Genomic DNA, 24405 nt, shown 5'->3' with positions numbered 1-24405 from the left:
GGAAGAAGGGAGGTGATATTCCACAGAGGAGGTAAGGTTAGAGGTTAATAATATGAATTGTTGAAAGGAAGGGGACACTATGTCAAAGAAGTTTAGTTTACGAAACACAGTAGGGAAAATAATGGCGATCATTTTTGTCGCAAATTTATTAGTAATAGGCAATCCTTCTATGACCCATGCGGCCATAAGTAATCCTTCAGTCAAAGTCCAGATGTACAATTCAAACCGAACAGATAGTACCAGCACGTTATCTCCTGGGTTCAAGTTAGTTAATACGGGTACGACTTCCGTTAGTCTTCAGGATATGAAGATCCGGTATTACTTTACGAGCAATGGAGCAGAGCCAGTAAGCTGGCATGCCGATTACTCTGACATCGGAAGTAACAAAATTCTCGGGAATTTTGTGAAAATACCTAATGCGGTATCCAATGCAGATTATTATTTTGAAGCAAGTTTTACAGAGGAAGCTGGAAGTTTAGCAGCGGGAGCAAGTGTTGAATTACGCTTCAGCCTAGTTAAAAATATGGGAACCTTTACGCAGTCGGATGACTATTCTTTTAATTCGACAGCATCAGCGTATGCGGATTGGAATAAATCCACGGCCTATTACGGTGGTGCCTTGGTATGGGGAAGCGAGATATCTTCTTATACAGCCCCATCCACCAATTTAGCGTTGAATAAGACCGTAACGGTATCTTCAACAATTGCCTCAACAGATACAGGTTACACCGCAGGATGGGGGACGGCCAATGTTGTTAATGGGGAAAGACGCAGTGCTGATGGTTCAGATATCGGATGGAGCAGTGGTGCTGGCGATAGCCAATGGATAAACATCGACCTTGGTTCTGCACAAACTATTAACCGGGTTGATCTGTACGCTGTTAACTGGTTATCTAGTTCTCGTGGAAAAAACGGCATTGTAGGTCAAGGGTACCCGGTTGACTTTACCATTCAAGTTTCTTCGGATAATGCCAACTGGACCACAGTCATCACTCAGACTGGCGCGCTTAGACCGACGATCCCTGGGAATTCCTACTTGTTTACTTCAACCAGCGTCAGGTACGTGAAGGTCCAGTCTACCAAACTTAGACAGATGTTTAATGACAACAGGATGGCTTTTGCTGAAATTGAGGTTTACAATGATTCATCCTATGTTGCGCCTGTAACAATGCCGACACCTCCTGCAACGGGGAGGGTGGATATTGTTCCGACACCATTTACAGGGGCCATGCAGAACCCATTAATGGGAATGACACAAAAGGATTTCCAGGTAAATCTGTCTAACGAATGGCCGATTGATTATATGCCGTGGTCATCAATGATGATGACCTATATCCCATGGGACTGGTTGGAAGACGGAAATTCCGATTCAATAGATAAGATTGTTGAATATACCAATAACAGATGGAAAGCTATGGATACCAACGGTGTCTTTCATCCATACGAAGATTACAATATGAAAGTCATTCCTCGTGTGTATTTAAGATTTCCTGCAACCCCAACGATGTATGGTTTGGAGGGAGATCACTGGCCAGCAGATATGACTGCAGGTAATTTAACAAATGATCAGTTTGATAGTAGGCTCAAAAGATTGATTCAACGTTTAGGTGCTTTGTGGGACAATGATCCGAGGGTAGCTTTCATCCAAATGGGCATATATGGTACATGGGGAGAGCAGCATGGAACAAGTGTACCCACAAATGTTAATGCGTATTTCCACCAATATTTCCCGAATAAAAGGGTGGAGGTTCGTTATACAACAGGAAATGAACCATTTTCTTTTGGACAATACAATGACTCTATTGCAGATATGAATGTCATCTCCCAGTGGAAAAAACAAGAGGTAGGCGGAGAAACTGCCTACGATTATAACGGATACACGTTATTAGGTAACAATCCACATGAGACTTATGCATACAGCAATTACAATAACAATGCTGCAAACATGCTCAAGAAAATTCATGCAACTTATACGACATGGTTAGGTGAATACACGTATCGAAGCAAAGATGCAGGTTATAATGGCATCGATTACTATTATGCCAATAAAGTACAAATGGATCAGGCGGCAGAAAATATACAGAAAAACTTTGGTTACAAATATGTTGTAACTGATTTCAATTATCAGAAACAGGTTGCTCCTGGCCAGAGCTTCGTAGCACAGTTTAAGGTTAAAAATATGGGGTCAGCGCCCATGTACTATAACTGGCCAGTACAGTTAAGCTTGAAAGATCCTCAAACTAATCAAATCGTTTGGAGCGATACATTCAAGAATGTTGATATTAGAGATTGGTTGCCTGGAGAAGGTTTTACGGCCTGGAACGGTGCATCCAGTGGGAATTGGAGTTCCTCGGTATTGGAATATTCGACCCCTCCGCAGGAATATACGATTGCTAATACATTCACGCTTCCATCAAACATTGCTTCAAACAAGAACTATATGATCCAGCTCGCGGTTCTTGATCCGGCTGGAAATACACCAAGTTTGCGCTTTGCCATTCAAAATTATAAAAATGGTGGATACCATCCAATGGGTTACGTAGGAGTGGGTCAGGATCCTGGAACAACAACCATTGATTCTTCATACTTCGATAGTCCCGCAAGAGATATTTCTCTGCGCTATTACAGTGGCAACACGACATCAGCAACCCAGACGGCTCAACTGAGTGATTTAGGTGTTGGTCAATATCTTTCTCCTTCGAGTAAAAGGCCAGTACTCAACGTTGGGGGCGGCAACTATAATTTGAATCAATTACCTATTGTAGGAATTGATCAAAACCAAGGTACCCATAACATGATGACCCTTCCTCAAACTTGGGCAATAGCAACTGGAGGAAGTAAGGCAAGTCTCTCAGGAAGTACATTGACACCAATTGCTGCAGGTATCGGCAGCGTAACTGTTACAATGGCTAAAGTGACAAGTAGTCCAATCAAATTTTATGTCAATGCAACAGCAAATAGCGGTGTCGTCTCTGGGAAAATAAAGGACACTTCTGGAAATGGGGTTCAAGGAGTCACAGTAAGTCTTATAGTTGGTGGAACGACCTACTCTGCGATTACGGATTCAACGGGAAGCTATGATATTACGGAGGTTCCAGCAGGGACTGGATATTTAGTGACAGCAAGCAAAACTGGCTACCAGGATGTAGCGGCGTTGGGGGTAGCTGTAACGACAGGTGCTGTTACCGGTGTTAACCTTTCCATAAGTTCTGTAGTAGCTGGTAAAGGAACCATCGTAGGTACTGTGAAAGATGAAACAGGAAAAGCGATTCAAGGAGCTACTGTAAGCACAATAATTAGCGGAACTACTTACTCAGCAGTAACGGACATTTATGGAAACTATAGCGTCTTTAATGTACCGGTAGGAATCGGATACTCTGTCACTGCAAGCAAACCTACTTATACGAGCGGAACTGCTTCCGGAATCGCAGTGACCCAAGGTAAAATTTCAGTCGCTAATCCTTCGCTGACTGGAGTGCCTGCAATTATTACAAGTTTGACGGTTAACGACACAACAAACGCCGCCAATTGGTCGATCCAACGCAATATCCAAATAGGAGATGCACTTTTTGGTGACCGGACTCATACCATTGCAACGTTACCTTCGACGTATGCTGGCGCTGATTGGATTAGAACTGCTAACTCTTCCAAAAGTTACACCAGTGCTACGTTGGCTACATTTACAGTAACCAAGGACAGCACAGTTTACGTAGCGATTGACGATAGGATTACCACCAAGCCTTCGTGGCTCTCTACTTGGACAGATACGACTGATAATATGACAGATAACGAAAGTGGTGTCACTCAGACTTTTAGTATTTATAAGAAAGACTATACGGCTAATAGTCAGGTTACTCTGGGTCCAAATGGATCAACATCGTACAATATGTATCCTGTAATGGTAATAGGGAAACCTGCATTGACCAATCTGACGATCAATGACACAACGAACGCAGCCAATTGGTCGATTCAAGGCAACATGCAAGTCGGTAATACGCTATTTGGAGACAGGACATATACCCTTGCTTCCTTGCCTTTGACCTATGCTGGTACCGACTGGATCAGAACCGCTAATTCTTCTAGGAGTTACACAGGTACAACGTTGGCTACATTTACGGTAACCAAGGACAGTACGGTTTACGTAGCGATTGACGATCGGATTACCACCAAGCCTTCGTGGCTATCTACTTGGACAGATACAACGGATAATTTGACAGATAATGAAAGTGGTGTCACTCAAACATTTAGCATCTATATGAAAAACTATACCGCCAATTCCCAAGTTAGTTTGGGTCCAAATGGATCAACATCGCATGCTATGTATACAGTAATGATTAAGTAATATAAGAGCATAAATTGCTAGATGAAACTATAGAGGGCTGCCGATTTAATAGATCGGTAGCCTTCTCAGCTTAAAATATTTTTTAAATAGAGATTGGAGTACGGATATGATACCATCATGGCAAAATTTAAGAGTGAAGCAGGAACCGAGAGCCTTATATTACGTGAACCCCAATCGAATCGTATGGCAATCAGAAAGTAAAAATTCGGTGATAGAGTTTCCAGAACTACTCCTGGCCGAACACGGAGGGCAGTCCGTACACGATTCATCGATGAGGCAAGCATGTATTCTGAGAAATGAGGGTGTCGCCCCTGGAATCTTGCTTGATTTCGGGACTGAACTGCATGGAGGAGTTCAAATCTGTATTGCAGTTGGTAATAATGAAGCTACAAGATCGGCCAAGCTACGTATTCGGTTCGGGGAATCTGCCATGGAAGCCATGAGTGAGCTTGGCGGTTCGACGAATGCGACGAACAATCATGCAGTAAGGGATAGTGTGTTCGAGATCAGCTACATGGGAGCGGAACAAATAGGGAATACTGGATTCCGTTTTGTTCGGATCGACTTTATGGATGAAGGACATTTTATTCAACTACTCAGCGTCCGTGCTGTAGCGATCATGCACGAGGTAGAATATAAGGGCAGTTTTCGTTGCAATGATGAGCTACTGAATCGTATTTGGGACACAGGAGCATATACTGTTCATTTGAATATGCAGGATTATTTGTGGGACGGCATTAAGAGAGATAGGTTGGTCTGGACAGGGGACATGCATCCAGAAGTTGCTACACTACAAGCTGTATTCGGGAACCACGCTGTTGTACCGAAGAGTCTAGATTTCATTCGGGATGATTATCCGCTGCCAAAGTGGATGACAACATTTCCAACCTATTCGATTTGGTGGATTTTGGTGCATAATGACTGGTATATGCATAATGGCGACTTAAATTACCTATTAGAGCAAAAGCCATATATGACGGGCCTGCTCCGTCAACTTATAAATTGCGTTCAGAGTGACGGTACCATAGACATCCCAAATCCGTTTCTCGATTGGCCTTCCTCTACAAACCCCGAAGGGGTCAAAGCAGGGGTTCATGCGTTGTTTATCTGGTGTATGGATGTAGGTGCCAAGCTTTGTAAACTGATGGACGATCAAGAAACGGCAGATCTGTGTTTGCGGATGTGCGCGAAGCTGCGGAATGTTGTTATGGATCATAATGGAAGCAAGCAGGCTGCCTCCCTGTTGGCCTTAGTTGGACAGCTTGATCTCAAACAGGTTAACGATGAAGTCATTGCTCCAGATTCTCCAAAAGGCTACTCCACCTTCTATGGCTATTACATTCTGAAGGCACGCGGGGAAGCAGGGGACGTAACGGGCAGCCTGGACAGTATCCGTACCTATTGGGGAGGTATGCTGAATCTTGGGGCGAGTACCTTCTGGGAGGATTTCGATATCGATTGGTTGAACAATGCGGCTCGGATTGACGAGTTGACCCCGGAAGGCAAGGTGGATGTGCACGGCTCATATGGTAGGTATTGCTATCAAGGATACCGGCATAGTTTGTGTCATGGATGGGCTTCTGGGCCGACGGCATGGCTGTCTGAGTACGTACTCGGCATCCAATTGGTGGAACCAGGTTGTCGAGTAATCCGTGTAGAACCACAGCTTGGTGACCTAGATTGGGTAGAAGGCACCTTTCCAACGCCTCTTGGCATCGTCCGGATCAAACACACAAGAAAAGATGACGGAACCGTACAATCGGATATTGAAGCGCCAGAGGGGATAAAAGTTTTGATTGGTGATTCTAAAATTCAATTGCAAAAATGAAGTGGTAAAGCGCAGTTATCCTCGATTTGATTCGGGACCTGCGCTTTTTTGTTACTTGTTAATTGAATTTACAAGTGAAGGCTTTTAATTTGAAATATCTTTCCAGTCTCGAATTTCTCGACTTTATTCAAGAAAAAAGATCGGTTTATTCCATATCGGCAATAATAACAAGGATATATGATGTTAATGCCGCGGCATTTATTTTCATTGTTGTAAGAGCAGTGGCATAATGGAAGTAAAACTGGTGATGTGCTGGAACTTGGAAGAAGTTTTGGGGAGTGAATAAATGAAAAAAATAGAATTTAGTAACTATATTAAGCCTTTATATTGGACTAGATGGATTTTTCAGAGGTATAACGATCTCAAACTCAAACAGAAATTTATGTTAATTCTATTTATGTTTTTGAGTGCGGTTTGCAGTGTTAGTCTAATTGCTCTTAATTATTCATTCAAATCATACGATGAACAGCTTTATAAGCAACTTTCTCAAGTTCTAAATGTATCGTTGCTTGATATCGAGAACAACATTAACAATGTTGAGAAACAATCATTAAATTTGGCTTTAGATAACAGTAATCAGGAACAATTGCAGAAAATTCAAAAGACGGTTGGAGACTACGAAAAATACAAAGAGCTTAGTAATTTTATGAATAAAATTCAGTTATATAGTATGTCTGAGAAGAAAATCTCATCGATTACGTTTGCTGATACGAAAGGGTACAACTTAACTGTTGGACGAGATTTACTTGTAATTGATGATTCACAAAAAGAAAAAATAATCCGTCAGGCGATAAAAGAAAATGGCGGTTTAGTTTGGATAGAACCAGATGAAACGCATCCGTATTTTATAGCAGCAAGAGAGATCTTATCCACGACAAATTCCATACTTGAGCCACTTGGCACCTTATTGTTTCAAATTAACCCAAAAGATTTATTTTATGATCATTTAAAATTATTACCTTATGCCAATACGGAGTTTTTCGTCCGAACCAATCAAAAAATATTGTTTTCGCACCTTACAGACTCTATTCTTGATTTTCAAGGTATCCAGTTTCCCAATAATCAGGGGTATACTATACGAACGATTGAAGGGAAAACATATTTTATGGCCTATGTCACTTCAGAGCGTTTAGGCTGGATGTATGTGAGTGTACTCCCCTATGATCAAATTTTTAGACACAATATTTTTTTAAGAAACATTGTCCTCGCTACATTCATTATCTTATTTGTATCGGCTATATTTATTGCTTTTCGGTTATCCAGAAACATTACAAAGCCGATCGAAAATCTAACGAAACAAATGAGTATTGCTGAAAAAGGTGACTTCGAAATACCAGAATTAGAGTGGAGAGGCGTGGAACGTTCAGACGAGGTCGGGTACCTTCAGAAACGGTTTTATATCATGATTGGGCGAATAAACGATCTGATCAAGGAAAATTATGATAAACAACTGATAATAAAAGAGACCGAATATATGGCTTTGCAGGCGCAAATTAACCCGCATTTTTTGTATAACACGTTGAGTTCGATTAATTGGCTTGCAAGGGCTAATCAACAAGAACCGATTTCTATGATGGTTGAGTCGCTGAGCAACTTGCTTCGTGCTTCGATTGGCAATATGGAAGCTGTCATTTCAATAGGTGAAGAGATCCTTTTACTTGAGAATTACATTACCATCCAAAAGTTTCGTTATACGAATCGGTTGCAATTTCTTGTTGATATTGATGAAACCTACAAAGAATACCGAATTCCAAAAATGTCACTACAACCGATCGTAGAGAATGCAATTCGCCATGGTTTAGAAAATATGTTAGATGTGTGTAAGATCTCGGTTACCGCGCAAGTCGCTTCGGGAATGATCATTTTGACGGTAAAGGATAATGGGCCAGGAGTCGAAGAGGAACTTTTAGAAAAATTACGTAAGCATGAGGTGCAAACAACGGGTAGCGGAATCGGACTCAAAAATATCAATGAGCGTCTAAAGCTTCTTTTTGGTGAACCCTATGGTTTGGAGTATGACAGTATGCTAGGACATGGAATGAAAGTAATGATGACAATTCCAATGAGGTGTGAATGATTATGTATAAAGTATTGTTAGTTGACGATGAAGAAATTGCTAGAGATAGCATTTCTAACTTAATTAATTGGGATGCCCATCAATTTCATTTCCTAGGTGCAGCGAAGGATGGGTTTGAGGCGTTAGATCAAATTAAGTTGCACCAGCCTGAAATTGTTATTACGGATATTAAGATGCCTGTTATGAACGGTTTGCAACTGATTAGCAACGTAAAAGCGCTTTATCCCAATACAGTATTTGTCGTTTTATCTGGATACGGTGAGTATGATTATACAAGCCAAGCAATGGCATCCGGAGTTAAGCATTATCTCTTAAAACCGAGCAATGAAAACAAAATTATTGAAGTTTTGGGTAATGTCAGAAATGAATTGGAAAGCAAAGCAAGTGAGGATCGTTTTATTCAAGGCTTGGAGAGCAAGCTTGAAAAAATGTTGCCTTTTGTGAAGGAACAAATCCTAAGGGATATTGCTATTACAGGTGTATTTAATGAAAATGATTGCGAATATTTTATGGATCCTTTAAAAATATCGACTCAGAAGTATAAGGTTGTTCTCATTATGTTTGATAAATCTTCGGATTATATTGAAAAGTTTGCGTTAAAAAATATTGCTGAGGAAATACTTACGGAAAAAAGATTTTTTCTAAGTACCATCATTGAGAATCGCGTGCTTTTAATTGTTAATTCAATAGAACTTCAAGATCTTTCCGAGTTCTTGGTTCAAATCAGACAAGTATATAAAAGCTACTACAAGATTAATCTCTGTATGGCTGTGAGTAGAGAGGGGACAGTAACCAGTGTTCGTTCGTTGTATAAAGAGGCACAGGAGTGCTTAAAATTCCGCTTCTATATTGAAGAAGACGGCATTATAACGATGGACGATATTGATGCTAACCGAAGAGAGCAAGTCTTGGATATTACATTAATTTTTGAAGGGATCGTTTCTTCGGTAAGAACCGGTAGCCTTGCAGAGTTGAATACCCTTCTGGAAGATATGTTTGTTCAATTTGAAGTAGAAAAGCTGAAAATCAATGAAATTAAGGCGTATTGCTTAGAATTGTTTTTGAAAATCATAAGACACAGTCACGAGGAACTTTTAAGTAAGCAGATTCAAAATGTGTCAAAGTTTCAGGAATTTGAATCGATTAGTCATATTTTTGGATTTTTGAAAAAAGTAGCTAACGAAATTGCCAAAGAAAATTACGATAAAACGATTAAACAACAAAATCATTTGATCCAAGCGGTAAAAGAAATTGTACAAAAAAACATTAGCAATCAAGAATTGTCCTTAAAATGGATTGCGAATGAGCTTCTTTATATGAATGAGGATTATATGGGGAAAGTATTTGCTAAAGAAACGGGTGTAAGATTCTCACAATACGTTTTAAATAAGAGAATGGAGCTTGCCCAGCATTTGATTGAAACTAATAATGAACTCAAAATTACCGAGATATCTAGATTGACAGGTTTCTCTGAAGATGCCCAGTATTTTAGTAAAGTGTTTAAGAAACATACAGGTATGACTCCATCTGAATATAAAAAGGCGACTGAAACCGAAAGGTAAGTCGTCTATTTTTTTCAAGTATGATCTCGGTTATTTCCATTCTTAACAAATCATGAAGGTGTTACTATTTTAGTAAGAAGTTAAACTTCTCTAATGCTAGGGCCCTCAATTAGCGAAGTACTTCGAAAAGATGAAAGGGGATCCGTCGAGATGAAAAAAAACTTATCTGTCGTTCTATCAATTTCTCTGATGATGTCATTCGCATTAACAGCATGTTCAACTAAAAGTGATAGCCCAAGCGCCAGTCCAGCCGCTAGCCCAACTGCAAGTGCTGCTGCTACGACTCAAGCCAAACCAGCCAAACCAGCTAATTTAAGCATTTTTTGGTGGGGGAATCAGCCTAGACATGATGGGACAAATAAGGTATTAGAGCTGTATTCGAAAAACAATCCTACTATCACATTTGCACCTGAATACACTGGGTTTGATGGTTACTACAGCAAACTTACGATGCTGGCTGCTTCGAATAGTATGCCTGATATTTTTCAGTGGTATGTGGGTAACGACCAATACTTCCAAAAGAACCTTGTAGAGCCTTTGGATGACTATGTAAGCAAGGGACTCATTGATATTAGCAAAATCAGCCCAAGTCTCGTTGAGAGTGGAAAGATGAATGGTAAGCTGTATGGAATCCCTCTTAGCGTGAACTCAAAAGCATTTTATATAGATCCTGAAATCTATAAGAAAGCTGGATTAGCGATACCGACAGAAGGATATGCAACGTGGGAAGACTTAGAGAAAGATTTGGTGAAATTGAAAGCGGTAACGGGGGCATATGGTGGGGATGATGTCATGGATTCAGTCAACCTTTTCCCTTATTATGCAAGACAATATGGTCAAGTGCTTTACAGTTCAACTGGAACCGGTGTGGATGAAAAAACATACGTAAGTTTCTATAACATGAAGAAAAGATTAATAAAGCAAGGTCTGATTCCGCCAGTCGATGTTATCAAGCAACAGAAAGGTATTGAAGATTCCCAAACGGTAAAAGGTAAAGCGGCTATTAGTTCTTTGTATAATAATCAGCTTACTCAAATAGAGAAAGCAGCAGGAAGAGATTTATTGCTCATTCCACTGCCGGGGCCAAATCGGGAAAAAGGATATGATGTAAGACCTGGTTTGCATTTTGCCATCTCCGTGAATTCTAAAAATAAAGAAGAATCAGCGAAGTTTATCAATTATTTTATTAACGACGTTGAAGCGAACAAAATTCTGAATGGAGAAAGAGGAGTTCCTGTATCCTCGAATATCCGTGCTGCATTGAGCCAAGCAGCAACGCCTGTTCAGCAAGAGATTTATCAATTCCAAGATAAAGTCTCGCTGAAGAGTAGTCCAATGGATCCGCCAGGACCTAACAATTTCTCTCAAATTGAAGCTTTGTTTAAAAGCTTAGATGAGCAGATTCTATTCGATAAAATTACGCCTGAAGCTGCTTATAAACAGTTTAAAGAAGAATCTACGCAATTGGCGGCTAAAAAATAATAAATAATTTGCGGCCAGCCAGATATGTGATGAACATGCAGCTGGCCGCAACTAACATGGAGAAATCAATATGATGAAATCTCGAGTGAGTAATACTGAAAATATAGCTGGTTATGGATTTATCCTGCCATGGATTATCGGCTTCGTAGGATTAACATTAATACCTTTAGGTTGTTTAATCTATTTTGCTTTCACCAAATATGATCTGCTGTCGCCGCCGCAATTTATTGGGATGGAGAATTTCGCCAACATTATTCATGATTCAAAGTTTTATCAAGCTTTTAAAGTGACTTTTAACTATGTATTAGTTGCCGTACCTGTAAAGCTTGTTGTAGCGCTCATGGTCGCACTACTGTTAAATCGAGGGATGAAACTGATCGGGGTTTACCGAACACTGCTATACATTCCTTCCATTATTGGCGGAAGCGTTGCAGTAGCCGTGATGTGGGGGAAAATCTTCTCCAGAGATGGAGCCGTAAACTCTTTTATTTATAATTTGTTGGGTATTAAAATGGATATTTCCTGGATTGCTGATCCGAAAACTGCTCTATATTCCCTTATACTTTTGTCTACATGGCAGTTTGGTGCTGCAATGGTTATCTTCCTTGCGGGTTTGAAGAATATCTCTTCATCCTACTATGAGGCAGCTGTTGTTGACGGTGCGGGTGCATTTCAGAAGTTCTTCTATATTACCCTTCCTATCCTGACTCCAGTCATTCTTTTTAATCTTGTTATGCAAGTAATTGGCGGATTTATGACCTTTACGCAAGGTTTGGTCATTACCAACGGCGGTCCTTTAGATAAAACGTTGTTTTATCAGCTTTATGTTTATAATAGGGGCTTTCAATTCTTCGAAATGGGCTACGCTGCGGCATTATCTTGTATTATGTTAGTTCTCGTTGCGCTTCTCACTGCATTAATTTTTCGCTCATCCTCTTCTTGGGTACATTATGAGTGATGAAGGAAGGAATTTGAATATGGTAATAAAACGAAAAAATGTTAGTCGTATATTGTTTCACGCCTTCTTGATCCCGATCGCACTCATCACCTTGTATCCTATTTTTTGGATGATTTCTAGTTCGCTAAAGGAGAGTTCACAGGTTTTCGTTAACGCGCATAGTTTGGTCCCTGTTGGTTGGCATTTTGATAATTACACAAGAGGTTGGAAGGGATTCGCTGGGAATACTTTTGCTGTATTTTTTAAGAATTCATTCTATGTTGCCATATTATCTGTTATAGGTGTTTTGATATCCTCTTCACTTATTGCTTACGGATTTGCGAGAATTAATTTCCGATTCAAAAAGTTTTGGTTCAGCACAGTGATTCTATCTATGTTGTTACCAGGTGAGATTATCCGAATCCCACAATATATTATCTTCTATAAATTAGATTGGATTAACACATTTTTGCCGTTGGTCATACCTGCTTTTTTTGGCTCTGCTTTCTTTGTATTTTTAATGATGCAGTTTATTCGTACATTGCCTTATGAATTGGATGAAGCGGCAAAGATGGACGGATGTAACCGGTTTATGATTTATTATCGCGTTATTTTGCCTTTAATCAAACCTGTGTTGATTACAGCAGCTATTTTCCAATTTTATTGGGCCTGGGATGATTTTATGGGTGCGTTGATTTATTTGGGTAAACCAAAGCTATACACGGTAAGTGTAGCCATTCGACTATTTTCTGATCCAAGTTCTCAAACAGATTGGGGAGCTATGTTTGCGATGGCAACCTTATCTCTAACGGTTCCAGTAACTGTCTTTTTCATCTTCCAGCGTTATATCGTAGACGGAATAAGTACAACTGGATTGAAAGGTTAATGTGATCATGATTGAACTCAAATTAGCAGAACAATGGACAGAAATACCATCTGATAAACGTATATTTGGCAACTTTATTGAGTCCGGCTTCGGCAGGCAGGTTAGTGGCCTATGGGCTGAAATGCTGTACAACCGTGCTTTCCGTAAAGTTCCGGAATATAACAAGGCTACATGGGCATGGCTCGGTTTGGATAGGGAGCACTATAACGATCAAGCACCATTTTGGCACAACGGTTACGAGGAAAACGATTGGGTGTTGCTTGGTAATCCAGAAGTACGACATTCATGCGGCAATTATACGTATAAAGGGACTACATCCTTTATGGTGCAGAATACAGTCGAGGGCCAGATCTGTGGCGTGGCGCAGAAGGGGATACATCTCCAGAAGGGAAAATCCTATCAACTGCGCTTACTAGCTGGGCATCGTGGTGACATAGGCAGCGCAGGATTAAATGGTTTCGGTGAAACAATTCATAGCGATCTGGTAAAGCAATTGCATGTTCAGCTGGGGAGCCATGAAACGGTTTTTGCGCTTACGACAATGACCCAATCCTTTGAATGGGAATTCGAGGCCATGGAAACGGAAGTAGTAGAACTTCGGTTAACCTTTGCTTTTGAGGGGACACTCTTACTCTCTTGCGCGTCACTTATGCCTACAGATAATATAGGCGGCTGGCGCTTGGATGTGGTGGGAAAATTGCGCGAAGTGAAACCTAGCGTCGTCCGTTTCCCAGGTGGTTGTTTTGTGAGCTTTTACAATTGGGAAAGTTCGATCGGTGATCGCGATGCTCGTGAACCTCAGCCAAGTTTTTACTGGGGAGGACTGGAAGAAAACGACGTTGGATTGGATGAATTTATGCATTTATCCAAACTCGTTGGTTTTGAGCCGCAGATTTGCTTCAATATGATGACCTCAACACCTTTTAAAGCGCGGCAAATGATCGAATATTTGAATGCCAATGTAGATACAGGCATGGGACGCTTGCGAATGCTTAACGGAAATGCTGCTCCTTATGAGGTCAAACTATTTGAGATGGACAATGAACCTAATCGGAAATGGACGGCAGAGCAATATGCACAGCAGTGTGTAGCTTACTCACGTGAGATGCGTCAGGCTGATCCAACAATTGAATTCATGCTCGCTGGATATACCTATCCGCTTGAATTGCTGCCTCATATGCTCGAGATTGCAGGAAGAGACATTAATTATGTGATCTACAGGAAGGGAAGCCCCAATTTCGTTACGAAGGTTCTGCAGGTGCTTCGAGCATACAATGAGAGAAATGGCACGCAGTTGAAACTGGTCAATACAGAATGGCTTCCATCCTGTAAAAGTATTGAACCCTTCGAAGATCCATTAGTTCCCATAGATTTCAGTTGGAATGGCAAGGTAACGAACGATTATAGGAACATCTTTTCGACGCAGCAGCTGAGTTGGAATTATGCATTAAATGGAGCGCACCGTCTGTTGGATTATATTAGTTATGGCGGTGAATTCGCGCTGGCGAATTTTAATAACCTGTGCAACACATGGGGACAGAATGTCATTGAAGCAACCAAGGATAGTAGTTATTTGTCCTGCATGGGAGAGATCTTCGCGATGTTTATGAAGGTGTTCCAACCCTGTGTATCTACCAAGGTCACAATCGGTGATGAGCGTCTTTTCGCACTCGCGACGAAAACAATTGAAGGTGTAGAACAACTTTATATTGTTAATCATTCTAGTCTGGCAATCGAAGCTGCATTGCCAAATGGTGACTGGGAATGCCAGGAAGGTCTACATGGAAGTGGGCGACTAGTTCGGCAGATGGAACACGAGAATTGCGTGCAGGCATGTACACCATGCATACATGAGAATATTGCGGTCTTTCCGCCATTAAGCTTTGTCTGTCTAAAACTTATGAAATAAATACTGTGTAATTACGAAGCTGTCGGAACGATCGGCAGCTTTATTGCTTTATAACAAAATATACTAAACGACTCCAAGTGGGAAAGGATGCTTCAAGATGGGACGACTAGAAACGAAAATACTGAATGGCTGGGAGTTTACTTTAAAGGAGCCGAACGATCAGAACTTTGAACCGGTAACGATACCGCACGATTGGGCAATAACAGCCCCTATTTCTCGTGACATGAAACAGGCGGAAGCTCAGGGATTTCGAGATAGATGGGGAATTGGTTGGTATAGACGTAATCTCAACATAATCGAGAAGACAGCTGATCACGTGTACAAGTTGAGGTTTGACGGCGTTTATGAGAACAGCACGGTATGGGTAAACGGAAAAGAAGCCGGTAGTCAAAAGTACGGATATTCCCAGTTCACTTTAGACATTACGGACCTCATTCACGAAGGGGACAATCAGATCCTGGTCAAGGTGGATAACACGGCTTTTCCAGCGGATAGATGGTATTCCGGGGCAGGCATTTATAGAAATGTGACGCTGCTTAAATTGTACAGAAATCATTTGAATCCAGATAATATTCAAGTGACTTCTGCATTAGAGGGAGACACAGCTATTGTGACCGTTCGGACAGGAACTACCTCTTTGGTAAAGGCAACAATAGCCGATGTTAGCTTTTCGATTTCCGGAGAGTCGGATAATGGCGTCATCCGTTTCGAACTACCTGAGGCTAGGCTATGGAGTCCAGAGAATCCTCATTTATACCAGGTTGATTTGACACTATTTGAAGGGAATGAAGCGATCGATCAATATAGCTTAAGAATCGGTATTCGCGACATTCAGATGACTCCAGGCAAGGGCATGTTCTTGAATGGCCGGATGACAAAGATCAAGGGATTTTGCATACACCAAGATGCAGGTTGCTTAGGTACGGCTGTCCCAGCGGAAATCTGGAAGGACAGATTGATCAAATTTAAATCAATGGGATGCAATGCGGTTCGCTGCTCTCACCATATTTTTGCCCCTGAATTTCTTGATTTGTGTGATGAACTGGGACTTTTTGTGTACGAGGAGCCCTTTGATAAGTGGACGGGAGGCGCGTACGGCAGATATTTTGAGACGGAATGGCAGAAGGATTTGGAATGCATGGTAAAAAGAGACCGGAACCATCCCTCCATCTTTATGTGGGGAGTCGGGAATGAGGTTGAATTTCAAGGCCAGGCATCAATGCTGAAAATATTAAAAATGCTCAAGGAGCACATTTTAACTCTTGATGATACTAGGCCTATTTCTTATGCCATGAATCCGCACTTTAAATATGAAAGCAATGTAGATATTTCTAAGGTGGAGGATATTCAACAGTTTGTAGACCAAGTGGATGAACGTGAAATTGATAATAATGAGGAACGTGTGGAGCGCATTCGCAGAATTGCTGAGTTGGTCGATGTCATCTGCTGTAATTATCAGGAGCAATGGTATCCGGACATTCACAAAGCTGTACCAGATAAACTAATTCTCGGTACCGAAACTTATCAGTTTTTCCGTGGACATCCGGATTCTATGCAGAATTTTAGTGATGATGTGCCTTGGATGGATGTGGAGAAGCACGATTACGTCATTGGCGGCATGCTATGGACGGGTATCGATTACTTGGGTGAGTCCATGGGCTATCCGGCAAAGGGATGGGCGGGTTCCTTGTTCTTGACGAATACAGAGCGTAAGCCACTCTCTTATCTTTATCAAAGCTATTGGTCTGAGGAGCCAATGATCTATATGGCCGTAATGGATTACTCATTACAGGATGAAGGGGTAAAGGAGCATTGGGATGCACCAAGGTATGCGAGCCATTGGAATTTCCCGCAGTTTAATAAGACCGTGATTCCATATATGATTGCAACAAATTGTGAAGAGGTAAAAATTGAAGTCAATGATAGAAAGTACAATTTACCTACGCCTTCTTCTTTCCCCAACCGAATGATAACCGGCTATCTTCCGTATTTCCCTGGGACTGTCACAGTAAGAGGGTATATTAATGGCCAAGAAGTAGCTCAATATAAGTTACAAACTGCGGGGCATGCCGTTCAGCTTTGCTTCGACCAAGAAGAGATTCGTTTGGGGGCAGCGGCTGGCTACCAGAAATTATTTACCGTTCGGGCTAAGGACGCAGAAGGCGTATTTGTTTTCCGTGAGAGTGCTAAAGTTACATTTCAGGTTGAAGGATCAGCTGAAATCATCGCGGTGGACAATGGCGACCTCTGTTCGAGCGAACCCTATAATCGTAATTGGATGCATATGTATCGTGGTTGTGTTAGTACAGTGGTTCGGTTGACGGGAGAGAAGGGAAGAGTCGTTCTGTCTGCCTACGCTGAGGGGATGTTGCCGGCCCAACTGGTTATTCATGTTGTCTAAGTATTGGATAAGATTTCAGTAAATGACGATTGAAATACTGTCAATCAGGAGGAGTTACTCATGAGTAATTCAACGATTTGGCCACGGACTCAACTAAATCCTTTGCCCCAGAAAACAAGTCATTTAGACTTTTGCCAGGTTAGTCTGAACGGAAGCGATTGGAAGATGGAGTTGTACCCTCCAGCAAATTTTCATGATTCTTCCACAGATTTCTCTAGTTGGCAAGATTCCAATGTTCCTATGCAAATCGAGGCAGGTGAAGATGAATATGCCTATACTCGTATTATAGATATTCCTGTGGAATGGAAACAAAATAGAATATTTTTGCGTTTTGACGGTGCGAATTGCTATGCAAGGGTGTTCGTGGATGGTGTCTTTATCCGTGATCATTATGGCGGCTTTGTCAGTTGGGATTGTGATATTACGAATTATGTTACTCCTGGGAACCAACATCGGCTGGTAGTGGGTATTACCGACAAGCCATTAGAAGTCAACCCGTTCCACCGCGGGGGTCTCATACGGGATGTGAGTCTCTATACAGTCCCCGAGATTTATTTAGCTCGTCTTCATGTGGATACGATCTTTGACACTAATTATATCGATGCTACCCTAACAATCTTTACTGTTATTGCGGGTGGAAGTGGTTCTGTATTGCTTGAGTTAACTTCACCTAGGGGAGAGTTAATATCTCTTGGTTCACTCAGTGGTGAAGCAGGATCTGATGTGGTGGGGCACTATCCTATTTCTGCTCCCATGAAATGGGATAGTGAGCACCCTTATCTATATACCTTAACCGCTTCGGTAATTGTAGAGGGAATTTTGCAGGAAGTGGTTACCAAGAAAATCGGCTTTAGGCAAATTGAGCGTCGAAGTAACGAGATTTTTATTAATGGTGATCTTCTCAAACTACGAGGAATCAATCGTCATGATATTCATCCTATTACAGGCCGAGCCCTTACTCGGGAACTGGTGGAAGAGGACATCCTGTTATTTAAAAAGGCAAATATAAACTTTATTCGCACTAGTCATTATCCACCTCGTCCTGATTTTCTAGACTTATGTGATCAATACGGCATGTATGTCGAGGATGAAATCGCTGTGTCTTTCCTAGGATACGGCGTTTGGCATACCGAAAGCGATCCTGCATATACAGCGTGCTATCTTGGACAATTTTCCGAAATGATCGAAAGGGACCGTTCTCATCCTAGCGTGATTATTTGGTCACTGGCTAATGAAAGCTATTGGGGTGAGAATATTGCTAAGATGAATGCATATGCCCATGAGGAAGATCCTAGTCGTCTTACAATCTTCAGCTATCCTCTCACCCAGATGGAAGATGATAACTCAGTGGATATTTGGAGTGTACACTACGACAAATGGGGGCAAGACTTGACGGATTTGACGGAGGCTCATCGTCGCAGTTACCGTGAGCCTCATCCTTTTCCTGTGCTGCATGACGAATCGACTCATATACCTTGCTATAACCTCTATGAGCAACAACGAGATCAAGGAGTTCGAGACTTCTGGGGGGAAACAATAAACCAATTCTGGGATCGACTTTGGGAAACCCCAGGTGCATTAGGCTGCGCAATTTGGGCAGGCATTGACGAAGTAATGGTCAAAGATCACTGCTTGCTTGGACGCTCATGGGGAATTATTGACGGTTGGCGCCGGATAAAACCAGAGTATTGGCACACTCGTAAGGGGTTCTCACCGGTTCGCTTGCTGGATGAACCAAGGGGAGAAGAAAATCGATTACTACTTTCCATCCGAAATCGATTTAATCATACCAATTTAAATGAGCTGCGCATTCACTGGAAACTGGCAGACCTCAATGGCGAACTCCAAGGTCCTGATGTTCCACCTCGGGGTGAAGGAGTCTTGGAAATTCCAATTCAATTTATGTCGGAGGAAACACTGGAACTAACTTTTACCGATCCATTTGGATTCCAAGTTGAAGAAGCCTCTTATTCCTTGGGTAGGCCAGAGCTTTGTTTGCCTCGTCTCAACGGTATAGAGCCTTGCATGGAAGAAAAGGAGGATTCGTTACGAATCTATGGCAAAAATTTCTCCTTATCATTCTCCACACAGACCGGGCTGATTACGGAAGGATATGATCAAAACACAAAGGTACTCACAGGTGGGCCGACTTTGAACTTAATTGGGCTAGACTTAGGCCCATGGCAATTGGAACATATGGATGCATGTTTAGTAGCTGGTTGTGCAAAAGTTACGCTCGATGGCTGTTACGGAGATGTGAAAGTTCGCTTTGTAATTTGTGTAGATGCGGAAGGTCTTATGGAAACAACCTATACGGTAACAGAGATGCCTTATCCCAATCCTCGGGAAGTGGCATTAAGCAGTTCAATTACTAGTCATTCTGGCGGCTATGACGAGGTAGGCATTTCCTTTACTGTGCCCGAATCATTGGGTTTATTATCATGGAAGCGGGTAGGCTTGTGGAATGTCTATCCAGAAGGACATATTGGTCGTTTGGAGGGGCAGACTTCCAAATTTAACTCTAAAGGCGTGAACGTAGCTGACTCGCCTCCTGAGTGGGGTTGGGAATTGGATGAGAAAGATTGGATACTCTTTGGCAAAAATGACATTGGACGTCGAGGTACGCGGGACTTTACAAGTACCAAACCTTCTATTCTTCGTGCCTCTATGGAAAAGAATGAAGCGGCTTTCACCGTCCTATCCGACGGTAGGGATGCGGTACGCATGGAGATTAATTTTAATCAAAGAAATGTCATTTCAGATAGAGATCCCTCTTTGAGTTATGGAGGTAATTGGCTCAGGCAGACCACAAAGCATCGTAGTTTAGACGGTACAGAAACATGGTCAAGTAAGGCAGGAGACTTCTGTCAATATACCTTTACTGGTACAGGAATTGCTTGGTTCTCTAGCTTGGATGGCATATGTGGAATGGCAAAGGTTTATATTGACGGTGAACTAAAGGACGATGCGATTGATTTGGGTTTAAGACAAGCTGAAAAGATTGCCCGTGGGTATAAGAAGTTTTACCGCCACTTGGCATACGCTATTCAAGACTTGCCGATGGGTGAGCATACCATTCGTATTGAAGTGACTGGTGAGAAAGCTTCTGGCTCCAATAACAGTTATGTAAATATTGACTATTTTGTCATACTTGATAGCCATGAGATTGGGGACACCCGATTCATTATTAATAGTGCGTTTAATTACCCTGAGCTTTCTTGGGGGAATTATATCAAACCTCCAATTAAAGTTTCCTCGGGGTATACTGGCCGAGTATATACGAAATTAGGACGCACTAGTGATGTAGCAATAAGAGGGGAATGAATGTCGTGAGTAAATCGGTTGATTCAATGCGATTAACGGGCAATGTCAGAATTGCCGTTCCTGAGATATTAACACCACCCGTCATGCATGGATTGAGGATGTTTAGGCGTGACTTAAAGGCAGTATTGGGGAAAGAACCAGAGGTAATTGTTGCAGATGAAAAGGCAGAAATAAGAATTCGTTTCGCGACAGAGGATGATTCTGTTCCGAGACGCGATGAAGCATTCGCCTTTCAATTTCGAGTTGCGGAATCACAAAGCCAGATTGAAATCATTGGACATGATGAACTGGGCCTTGTGTATGGAATGCTATATTTTACAGAACGATATTTGGGCGTGCAACCGTTCTGGTTTTGGGCGGATCAGACGATACAAATTAGGAATGAGATATGGATTCCAGTTGAACCTTACCAATCAGAAGAAAGTAAAGTGAAATTTCGTGGTTGGTTTGTGAACGATGAGGTATGTCTAATTGGATGGAAAGAGTCATATCCGCCGTCCAGAGAGATCTGGGAGCATGTCTTTGAAGCGTTACTCCGTTGCAAAGGGAATATGGTAATACCAGGTACAGACTTACCGAAGACAGGAGTTCATTTTGATGTTGCCGCTGAGATGGGACTCTGGGTAACGCATCATCACGCAGAGCCGCTAGGTGCTGAGATGTTTCTTCGCGCGTATCCGGGCAGAATAGCTAGCTATCAGGAAGAACCAGAGCTGTTTGAGCGGTTGTGGCTCGAAGCCATTGAGAAGCAAAAAGACAAGAAGATTCTGTGGGTACTTTCCTTCCGGGGGCAGGGGGATAAACCATTCTGGGAGAATGATCCCACATTTGATACTCCTGAAAAGCGTGGTAAGATGATTAGTCATGTTATCCGCAGGCAGTATGATATAATCCGGGAATCTGTTATAAATCCTGTATACTGTGTTGCCTTATATGGTGAAATTGCTGAACTGTACAAAGGCGGTTATATCGAACTGCCGAGTGACGTCATCAAAGTTTGGGCAGATAACGGATATGGCAGGATGGTATCGCGACGGCATGGTAATTTAAACTTGCGGGTTCAAGCATTGCCGGACGCAAACGACACAGGCCAGCATGGTATTTATTATCATGTAACGTTTCATGATTTGCAGGCATCGAACCATTTAGTAATGTTCCCAGGATCAGCCAGCTTTCTTAAAAAAGAGGTGGAGCAAGCGTTCGCTGCAGGAGCTAACGCATATTTACTGCTGAATTGTGGGAATATCCGCCCCCACATCTATTCCTTGGACATTCTTCGTGTCATATGGAATGAAGGAACGATTGATACTGAGTTGCATTTGGAGAAGTTTGTTCAGTGTTATTACAACACTGAGGATCAGGAAATCATGGAGCTTTACCGAACTTACTCCGATGCCGCTATTTCGTACGGACCGAACCCCGATGATCTGGCAGGAGAGGAATATTACCATCATCCTGCACGGCAAATGATTGGCCATTGGCTGCAGGGGTTGGGGAATAAGACGGATACTCGGTTATTATGGGCGACTGGAGATGTAAGCTTTGCTGAGCAAGTACAACTATTTGAGCAAAAATGCCAAGAAGGGCTTATAAAATGGAATAGCTGGGTAGAACGATGTGATAAGGTAATTGATGGGCTTGATGAGAAGGATAAGAAACAAGTTGCGGACCATCTCCGCTTACATGGCATTCTGCATCGCTCAGGTTGTGAGGGATTTATGTGGCTATGTAGATCATATCGAGCATATGCGAAACAGGAATATCCTCAGGCTTTTGTATATGCCTCACAATCCTTATGGGGTTATGAAGCAGGCTTGCAGGCACTCCGTGATTCAGAGCATGGCAAGTGGGAGAATTTCTACCGAGCGGACTGGCTTACCAATATTGAAAGCACCATTCGTAATGTGGATACAGTTCGACGTTTTCTCCGTGTACACGGTGATAGTCCTGACTTCTTCCTTTGGTATAAAGAATATTTAATGCCTGAGACGGAAAAGCATATTTACCTTGAAAATACGCATCGAAATCCCTTGTCAGACAATGATCTAGCGTTAAAATTAAAAAACTTTTTTGAAATGACTTCATACAAGGCTTAGATCTTCAAAGGATACGTATCTGCTTACGATGAAATGGAACCTTCCATCTATGGTTGGTTCTTTTTCATTTTAGATATTTATAGAAAATAAAGTTCTAAACTGAAAATAAAGTTATAGACTGGCAGCGGGCATTAAGCTATTCCAGCTAATAGCTTGTCAATATTTAATTATTAATAATGGATTCATGAAGTGATATACTTAAAAAAGTGCATGGGAAATAACCGTCCCATAAAGCACGGAATTATATTCCATATATTTCTAGCATTCATGACTTACTCTAAACGGAACGCTTCCTTAGTAGTTAAGATGGCAAAAATCCAGTGGATGAGTTTATTCACACAAGCAATTATTGCTACTTTGAACAGCTTTCCTTCAGCACGTTTCTTATCATAATAAGCTCTTAATTTCTTATTTCTATTGCTACGGATACCACATCTTACTGCTTGATACAGGGCAGTACGAAGTCTCCTGGAGCCATGCTTAGTTATTCTATTCTGGGTTGCTGTAAACTTGCCTGAAGAAAAAACGCTTGGATCAACGCCAGCAAAGGCCACCAGTTTCTTTGCGTGATCAAACCGATCGATTTCCCCAATCTCAGCCAAAATTGTTGCAGCAATTTTAGTGCCAATACCGGGTATCGATTGCATTAAATCATATTCTAGTAACTCTTCTGCCAGGGCATCTACCGATTTAATAAGGGTTGCTAGATGCTCCTGGTATTGAAGAAGCAACTTGATGAGCAACTGCAAGGAGATCAAGTGGCTTGGAAAAGCCGTCTCCTTAAATGGATTTCGCCTTGCCGCAGCTGCCAGGCTTTGAGCACGTTCCAAACACCAGGATGCGGATTTACCACGCCCAGTGAGTCGCCCGATCGCTGTTGCAATTTCATTATTGGACATTTCTAGGACCTCTTTAGATGTTGGGTGTAATACCAGAAATCGAAGGGAAACTTTAGAATAAAGATCACCAAACACGCCATGATATTCGGGGAAAACCTGATCCAGAATTGACTGGAATTGTAGTTTTGCTTGAACATAGATACCCGTTAGAGATTCATATTGTCGTGTTAAATAGCGTAAATTCATGAGATGCTGACCCCGTTTCTTGTAGGGTTCAAACTCCTCTTTATAAAACAGTGTCCCAAGTTGATAAGCATCAGCGGCATCTGTTTTCACCCGTCGTAAATTGGTTTTCTTGGCTTCGTGTGAGATTAACGGATTAATTATGATGTACAGATACTGTTGCTCGTCCAAATACTGAACGACGGGGCTGTGATAATGGCCTGTCGCTTCCATAACAATGGTGGTAGGCATCTCTGCAGCTGATTCCAATTTTCTAATATAATTTAAAAAAGAAGCTAACCCTTCAATATCATGACTAAACCTAAAAATCTTCCCATGAGGTACTCCACGATCTAAAAAAGCTTGTGCATGGCTCTCTCCCTTTGAAACATCCAAACCAATGACTGGATTCATAACATCACTCCTGTAGTATTCTCACCGGCAACCCCTAACCTTCTTGTTTTCCATACTATCGCATGTGATACGGGATTCATGTCCCA

Annotated in this window: 12 protein-coding genes; 11 read left to right on the top strand and 1 reads right to left on the bottom strand. The window is 41.7% G+C overall.

All coding sequences use genetic code 11. The features are described 5' to 3' along the window. The first annotated feature begins 211 nt into the window (after positions 1-211). The 11 genes from AC58UX_RS13115 (at position 212) to AC58UX_RS13065 (ending at position 22844) form a co-directional block, all read left to right on the top strand. Positions 212-4342 carry a cellulose binding domain-containing protein gene (locus tag AC58UX_RS13115; protein ID WP_497253217.1) on the top strand — a complete coding sequence of 1377 codons (4131 nt, stop codon included), beginning with the start codon at positions 212-214 and terminating at the stop codon, positions 4340-4342. A gap of 106 nt (positions 4343-4448) precedes the next feature. After that, complete coding sequence (locus tag AC58UX_RS13110; protein ID WP_497253215.1) at positions 4449-6170, top strand: alpha-L-rhamnosidase-related protein; 1722 nt, start codon at positions 4449-4451, stop codon at positions 6168-6170. Between the two features lie 286 nt (positions 6171-6456). Beyond that, positions 6457-8247: a cache domain-containing sensor histidine kinase gene (locus AC58UX_RS13105; protein ID WP_497253213.1), complete on the top strand. Its 1791-nt coding sequence runs from the start codon at positions 6457-6459 to the stop codon at positions 8245-8247. Positions 8248-8249: 2 nt separating this feature from the next. Then, positions 8250-9809 carry a response regulator transcription factor gene (locus AC58UX_RS13100; protein WP_497253211.1) on the top strand — a complete coding sequence of 520 codons (1560 nt, stop codon included), beginning with the start codon at positions 8250-8252 and terminating at the stop codon, positions 9807-9809. Between the two features lie 150 nt (positions 9810-9959). Continuing rightward, entirely contained in the window at positions 9960-11291 is a 1332-nt protein-coding gene (locus AC58UX_RS13095; protein WP_497253209.1) for an ABC transporter substrate-binding protein, read from the top strand. Between the two features lie 70 nt (positions 11292-11361). Beyond that, positions 11362-12249, top strand: a complete 888-nt coding sequence (locus tag AC58UX_RS13090; RefSeq protein ID WP_497253207.1) for a carbohydrate ABC transporter permease — start codon at positions 11362-11364, stop codon at positions 12247-12249. Positions 12250-12268: 19 nt separating this feature from the next. Beyond that, entirely contained in the window at positions 12269-13114 is an 846-nt protein-coding gene (locus AC58UX_RS13085; RefSeq protein ID WP_497253205.1) for a carbohydrate ABC transporter permease, read from the top strand. A 7-nt stretch (positions 13115-13121) separates the two neighbouring features. Then, the gene (locus AC58UX_RS13080; protein WP_497253203.1) at positions 13122-15023 is read left to right on the top strand and encodes an alpha-L-arabinofuranosidase family protein; all 1902 of its coding nucleotides are present in this window, start codon (positions 13122-13124) and stop codon (positions 15021-15023) included. A 97-nt stretch (positions 15024-15120) separates the two neighbouring features. Then, entirely contained in the window at positions 15121-17424 is a 2304-nt protein-coding gene (locus tag AC58UX_RS13075; RefSeq protein WP_497253201.1) for a glycoside hydrolase family 2 TIM barrel-domain containing protein, read from the top strand. A gap of 60 nt (positions 17425-17484) precedes the next feature. Next, positions 17485-20748, top strand: a complete 3264-nt coding sequence (locus AC58UX_RS13070) for a glycoside hydrolase family 2 protein (RefSeq protein WP_497253199.1) — start codon at positions 17485-17487, stop codon at positions 20746-20748. Further along, positions 20745-22844, top strand: a complete 2100-nt coding sequence (locus AC58UX_RS13065) for a glycosyl hydrolase 115 family protein (protein WP_497253197.1) — start codon at positions 20745-20747, stop codon at positions 22842-22844. The genes AC58UX_RS13070 and AC58UX_RS13065 overlap by 4 nt, the downstream gene beginning before the upstream one ends. Positions 22845-23116: 272 nt before the next feature. Here AC58UX_RS13065 and AC58UX_RS13060 read toward each other — a convergent pair whose 3' ends face one another. Beyond that, the gene (locus AC58UX_RS13060; protein WP_497253195.1) at positions 23117-24319 is read right to left on the bottom strand and encodes an IS110 family RNA-guided transposase; all 1203 of its coding nucleotides are present in this window, start codon (positions 24317-24319) and stop codon (positions 23117-23119) included. Positions 24320-24405 lie beyond the last annotated feature (86 nt).

This window comes from Paenibacillus sp. J22P90 (assembly GCF_059692195.1).
Note: the sequence above shows the minus strand (reverse complement) of the source record. Positions and strands in the feature narration are given on the sequence as shown.